At 42.8% G+C, this 1054-nt stretch carries 1 protein-coding gene; it reads left to right on the forward strand.

Going from position 1 to position 1054, the window contains the following annotated elements:
* Positions 1-214: 214 nt before the first annotated feature.
* A complete protein-coding gene (locus tag RJ60_RS15350) occupies positions 215-958 on the forward strand; it encodes an IclR family transcriptional regulator (RefSeq protein ID WP_103135304.1) in 744 nt (247 codons plus the stop codon).
* The last annotated feature ends 96 nt before the right edge of the window (positions 959-1054 follow it).

The raw sequence follows: 1054 nt of genomic DNA on the forward strand, positions 1-1054 counted from the left end.
TCAACTTTCAAGAATACACTCCGGAAAAGTAACATTTCGAATCATCCTAATAAGTCAAAAAATTAAGAATTCATAAGATTGCAACCATTAATCGAGCATAATTATCTCTGATCAACCATAAACACTTCAGGGAACGTTGGGTGATATGACGGTGGCCGTGTAGAATAATGTTGATAATTCTGTTTAACAGAATTACTATTCCGCGAGGTGGAATATGACTTATCTCCAGAAAGTGCTAAGAATGATCGAAATCGTTGCCAATTCTGATAGTAGCGGAACAACGGTTCAGGAAGCGTCGGGAAAATCCGGTTTCCCTATGTCCTCCTCTCACCGAATACTTAACGATCTTGTAGACTGCGAAGTCTTGACTAAGTTTGAAGAGGCCAAACGCTACAGATTTAGCCCAAGAATAATACCCCTGGTAAATGAGATCTCTAGAAAGATGAATGTAGTCAACCTTAAGAATTGTCTTGTTGAGCTGAAAGACAAGATTAATGAAACGGTCTTCCTAAGTGAGCTTACGGAAAACGGGGTAACCTCCGTGTTGACTGTTGAAAGCGACAGAGTCTTCAGTTTCAGGGCCAGATCTGGCGTTTATCTTCCTGTTCATTGCACGGCTGCCGGGTTGGCCATTGCCGCAAATATTGACAAGGAAAGAGCGCTAGACCTAATATGTAAATCTCACGTTATTAATGACCCTGAAATCGAGACTTGTCCGGTAGAGGATTATAAGGCTCGTCTAGAAAGAGTTAGGCAAGAAGGCTTTGCTTTCTGCGACGAGGAATTCGAGCCGGGACTAAGAGCTGTCGCGGTGCCCGTTTTCGATTCTGCAGGGAGCGTTGTCGCCAGTATAACTGCGATTGCGCCGAAAGAGAGATTCAGTACAAAGAGAATAAATGAGGAAATTGTTGCCAATCTAAAAAAGACTGCTGTGGACATCAGCAAATACACTTTCTAGAGGTTGACATGAGTGAACAGGTGGTAATTGTAAGTAACGTTGGAAGGGTCTTCTCGAGCGGGACAAAAAAGGACAGAAAGGAATTTGTTGCACTGG

This window comes from Mesotoga sp. B105.6.4 (assembly GCF_002896535.1).
Classification (GTDB): domain Bacteria; phylum Thermotogota; class Thermotogae; order Petrotogales; family Kosmotogaceae; genus Mesotoga.

Excerpts from the sequence above, each read along its gene's own strand:
- RJ60_RS15350 (WP_103135304.1), top strand. The coding sequence starts at position 215 with ATGACTTATCTCCAGAAAGTGCTAAGAATGATCGAAATCGTTGCCAAT.